At 56.3% G+C, this 4,467-nt stretch carries 5 protein-coding genes; 4 read left to right on the plus strand and 1 reads right to left on the minus strand.

Annotated elements, in window-relative coordinates:
- Nucleotides 1-1,200: MobV family relaxase (gene mobV, locus EU556_RS25870; RefSeq protein WP_135437122.1), on the plus strand; the 1,200-nt coding region annotated here is incomplete at its 5' end.
- Between the two features lie 236 nt (nucleotides 1,201-1,436).
- Nucleotides 1,437-2,006, plus strand: coding sequence for a replication/maintenance protein RepL (locus tag EU556_RS25875; protein ID WP_135437123.1), 570 nt, complete (start codon nucleotides 1,437-1,439; stop codon nucleotides 2,004-2,006).
- 6 nt (nucleotides 2,007-2,012) lie between these two features.
- Here EU556_RS25875 and EU556_RS26250 read toward each other — a convergent pair whose 3' ends face one another.
- Nucleotides 2,013-2,174 (minus strand): hypothetical protein, encoded by a 162-nt coding sequence (locus tag EU556_RS26250; RefSeq protein WP_167855724.1) that lies wholly within the window; start codon nucleotides 2,172-2,174, stop codon nucleotides 2,013-2,015.
- A 565-nt stretch (nucleotides 2,175-2,739) separates the two neighbouring features.
- Here EU556_RS26250 and EU556_RS25880 point away from each other — a divergent pair.
- Both EU556_RS25880 and EU556_RS25885 read left to right on the plus strand, forming a co-directional pair.
- On the plus strand, nucleotides 2,740-3,534 hold the full coding sequence (locus tag EU556_RS25880) for a cation transporter (protein WP_135437124.1): 795 nt from the start codon (nucleotides 2,740-2,742) through the stop codon (nucleotides 3,532-3,534).
- 740 nt (nucleotides 3,535-4,274) lie between these two features.
- Nucleotides 4,275-4,467, plus strand: a 193-nt coding sequence (locus EU556_RS25885; protein ID WP_245327911.1) for a plasmid recombination protein, incomplete at its 3' end; no start/stop codon positions are given.

Here is a 4,467-nt window from a genome sequence, read left to right on the forward strand (position 1 = left end):
CACAACTACCGGTTGCGCGAAACGCCAAACGCCGACGCCGAGCGTAAGCCGATGAACCACGAGTACATCAACACGGCCGAGCGCAATTATTGGGAGCTGGCCACCGAGCGCATTCAGGAGGCCGGCGCTAAAGTCCGGCCGGATTCGGTGCGAGGGGTAGAGGTAATATTAACCGCGAGCCCGGAGGCATTCAAGCGGGACGAGCAGGGCCGAGCGGCCGACATGCGGGGTACTACGTGGGCAGAGGCGAACGTTGCATTTTTACAAGCTAAGTTCGGCAAGGAGAATGTTGTGGCCATGACGTTACACCAGGACGAGCTGACCCCCCATTTTCAAGCCGTGGTCGTGCCGCTTACAGCCGACTGCCGCTTGTCAGCCAAAGACCTGTTCAACCCCCGGACCCTGCGCGAGCTGCAAAGCGAATACGCCCAGGCGATGAAGCCCTTTGGCTTGGAGCGCGGGGTAGAACACAGCCGCGCCAAGCATGAGGTCATGCGCCACGTCTACGGAGCCCAAGAGAGGAGCCGGGACCAGGTGCGCGAGCTGGCCACGCCCACACCGGCCGAGCGGCTGAGCATCGAGGGGCCGAGCGGGCTCGACCTGGTGAACTTAGGCAAGTGGCGGGCCGAGCAGGAAGCCCGCCTGAACGCGGAGTTGGCCCGGCAGCTCGCCGCGGCCAACGAGCGGGCCAGCAAGGCAGCTAGCATCGCCCAGGACAGCGCTGGCGCCAAAGACCGGGAAAAGACCCTTACCCGGCAGTTAGCGAGCGTGGAGGGCACGAAAACGAAGGAAATCGACTCTCGCAAAGCGTTTGAGGGGGGCTTTATCCGTGCAGCGGTGCAGGCTGCCCAGGGCGAGGCGTTGCCGGCAAAAGTGCTGGAGTACGGCCGCCAGGTTCGCTCCAGTATCCAGGCCGAAACCGAAAAACACGTTCAGCAGGCCCTAAAAGCTCCTATTCGGAAAGCCGGGGACCTAACCGAACAGTTAAAAAAGCTCCCAGGCTACACCTACCAGGAAGACCCAGCCACCAAACAGGGCCAGCTACGCCACACGGCCACCGGCAGCCGGTTTGAGTTGGTCGAACTGAAGCCCGGTGGGGTGTCAATGAAAGAAGCCTACGAGCAGGCCATGCAGCGCACTACGCAGCGTGACCAGGCCCAGAGCAAAGGGCAAAGCCGAGGGGGCGGGATTAGCATGTAGCCCAGGCCCAAAATACCCCTACTTTAAGAACGTAAGAAGTAGCCTTCTGTAACTCCTTGATTACCAATACTAATCACTTTCCATACTGGAAAGCGGGACTTTCCACCTTAGAAAGTACCACTTTCCAAAATAGTATGTTAAATGGAAAGTGTGAGTTTCTTTTCAATAGCGTTTTTGGAAAATGAGTTTTACCTTTGAGGGAACTCCGAATTTCCTTTTTAACCCTCATTTGGAAAATGAAACTTTCCGATTTCGAAAAGAACAGAACTAACCCCTTCTTAGATAAGGCGTTGGAGGAAGTCCAAATCTCACGCAAGTACAAGACCGCAAGTCGTACAAGTGAGGGTGCGATGCTGCAAGCGTTCGACCCGAACACTGGCGAGATTTTGGGCCATACTATGTTCATCCGGGAGATTGAGGTAGATGAAGAGAAATTCACCAAGGTTTACCTGAGCCAATTCGAGAGCTTTTGGGAACTTTCCAAGCCTGCTATCCGGGTGTTCGGGTACATCATGCAGAAGATGAAGCCCAAGTCTGACAAGCTGGAATTCTTCATTGATGAGTGCATGGAGTACACTCAGTACAAGAGCATTAAGCCCATATACGCCGCCCTTGCCAGCCTAATAGAAGCAAAAATCATTGCTCGCGGCTACAACGAGAACGTGTACTTCATCAACCCCATGACCATGTTCAATGGTGACCGGGTGAGCTTCGTGCGCAGCTACGTGAAGAAGAAGCGGATAAAGCAGGGCGACCCCCAACAGTTATCCGTATTCGACGCCATCCCACCGCTTAACATAGGCTAGCTTGGTTTAGGGTGTGCGCCAGGACTTCACGAGGTCGGCCACCGCTGCTACAAGCTTAGCCAAGCCAAAGAGAGCAACGACAAAGATTATCAGGATGACGAGCCAGTAGTATTGGCCGAGTAAGGCAAGTAAGAACTGGCCGAGTTGGGGGGTGAAAGTTACTTCCATAAAAGTGGTTCTGGTTTGAGGTTATATATCCGCGCCGCAAACTGATTTTTGGCGTTTTGGTACCCTAAATAGGGGCAGACGCGAAAACTGGTTTTGGCAAAGAACGCGGGGCAGATGGGGGGCGGAAAGTCGCCCTCGCCTGGCTGTTACCTCGAAGTAACCACCTGAGAATATGCGTTGATGCGCTGGAAATGACCTTTTGCCATTCTGCTGGCTTTGTTTGGCCAGTGCAGTAGTCAGCCGGGGATGCCGGCGAGCTGGCAGGGGAGCAGGTCGTACCTGGTCGGGTGCTTGGGAGGGGTGTGCCATCCCCCCGCAGAACCACGCCCTGAGCAGCCAGGTTAAGCCCCGGCGCGGGGTAGGGGCAGTAGGGGAACAAAAGGGAAAAAGAACCTAGCTTTGGGGGCTGTTTGAAGCGTAACCGGCTCTGCTGAGGAGCAACCGGCCAGGAATAGAACAGCCCACAGACGCACCGTCTGAAGCCCCGCCCAGCGTTGAAGGTTCGCCCTCTGCTGCGCGGGGCTTTTGCCGTGGTGCAGGAGCGGCTACACCAAGAAATCAAGCCATGAATAAGACCGTATTCCGGGTAGCAAAAATGGATTGCCCGTCTGAAGAACAGCTCATACGCATGAAATTTGGGGGTAATGAGGCCGTAGAGGAGCTGCAGTTCGACATTCCCAGCCGGCAGCTTACCATCTTCCATACCGGAGCCGTGGAGCCGATTGCGCGCACCCTAGATGGGCTACGGCTGGACAGCTCGTTGATGGGCACCCAGGAAGCGACCCTGGCCGAGCTGACCGACGAAGCCCCTAGCGACCGCCGCCTGCTCTGGACGGTGCTACTCATCAATGCCTTCTTTTTCGCGCTGGAAGTGGTAACGGGCCTGGTCGCACAGTCAATGGGCCTAGTGGCGGACGCGCTGGACATGCTCGCTGATGCGTTGGTGTATGGCATGGCCCTGTATGCGGTCAGCCAAGTTGTGAGCACGCAGAAGCGGGTTGCTAAGCTCAGCGGCTACTTTCAACTGGTGCTGGCCGTGGGCGGGCTGTTCGAGGTGCTTCGCCGCTTCGCCGTGGGAGAGCAGGAGCCGAACTTTGGGCTGATGATGGGCATATCGGTGCTAGCCCTAGTGGGCAACTCCGCCTCGTTGTACCTACTCCAAAAATCCCGCAGCCAGCAGGCCCATATGCAGGCCAGCCAAGTGTTCACGTCGAACGATGTGATAGCGAACATAGGGGTGATTGTGGCCGGGGGCCTAGTCTACCTGACCGGCTCTGCTTGGCCTGACCTAGTTATTGGCCTGGTCGTATTCGGGCTAGTGGCGCGGGGGGCATTCCGCATTTTCCAGCTAGCCAAGTAAGTTCAAACGTTAGGTTTTCAGGCATGACCACGCCGCACTGTTGGGAGTGGTAGAAAGCTCAAAAGAGTATATTTTCAGCTGAGGACGAGTACCAAAATAAACTCAACAGTGCGGCGTGGTCATGCCTGAAAACCTATCCCCGGAACGGGGAATAATTTGTACTTTCGGCCTATGATAGCGCAATGTCAGAAATGCGGGAAGGACTATGAGCCCAAGCGTCGAGGGGGGAAATTCTGTTCGGTGTCTTGTCGCGTAGTACAGCACCAGCTCATCAAGCGGGGCGAAGTTTGGAAGAACCCAGCGACCGGAAACGAGCGGTATTTGGCTGATAAGCTGATAGCGGTTGGACGGTCGGCCACAGAGGCACTGGCAGAGGTTGAGGGGATGCCGACAGCCGAGGCGCTCGGTCGTCTGCGGGTATTAGTGCAGGGGTGGGCTGTGGTAGCCGATAACTCAGTTATCGAGCGAGTGAAGTACAACGAGCAGCAGGAAATCAAAGCCCAGGGTACCCGAATGAAAAGACTTGGAAGGACGGTTAGCGTAAGTAATAAGCGTAAATCGGACCCACAACCGTAAGTAATAAGCGTAAGTTGTACCCTAATAATAATGCGTTAGCGTAAGTCACAAGCGTAAGAAAATGGCGCGGTCTAAACAACGGTATAACCCACTATACCGGGCTGCGCCCGGTGTGGGGCCTGCGGCCAGCCCTACACTACCCTAAGTCCCTTTCCCTACTGCCCATGCCCTATGCCATCCTGCGAGTAGCCAAGATTAAGACCGCCCAGGCGGGCGCGGCCAAGACCGCTCACAACTACCGGTTGCGCGAAACGCCAAACGCCGACGCCGAGCGTAAGCCGATGAACCACGAGTACATCAACACGGCCGAGCGCAATTATTGGGAGCTGGCCACCGAGCGCATTCAGGAGGCCGGCG

The organism is Hymenobacter fodinae, from assembly GCF_004745825.1.
In the GTDB taxonomy this organism is placed as follows: Bacteria; Bacteroidota; Bacteroidia; order Cytophagales; family Hymenobacteraceae; genus Hymenobacter; species Hymenobacter fodinae.

Bases quoted from the DNA above. Each gene is read 5' to 3' on its own strand.
- EU556_RS25875 (WP_135437123.1), top strand. From the start codon at position 1,437: ATGAAACTTTCCGATTTCGAAAAGAACAGAACTAACCCCTTCTTAGAT.
- EU556_RS26250 (WP_167855724.1), bottom strand. From the start codon at position 2,174: ATGGAAGTAACTTTCACCCCCCAACTCGGCCAGTTCTTACTTGCCTTA.
- EU556_RS25880 (WP_135437124.1), top strand. From the start codon at position 2,740: ATGAATAAGACCGTATTCCGGGTAGCAAAAATGGATTGCCCGTCTGAA.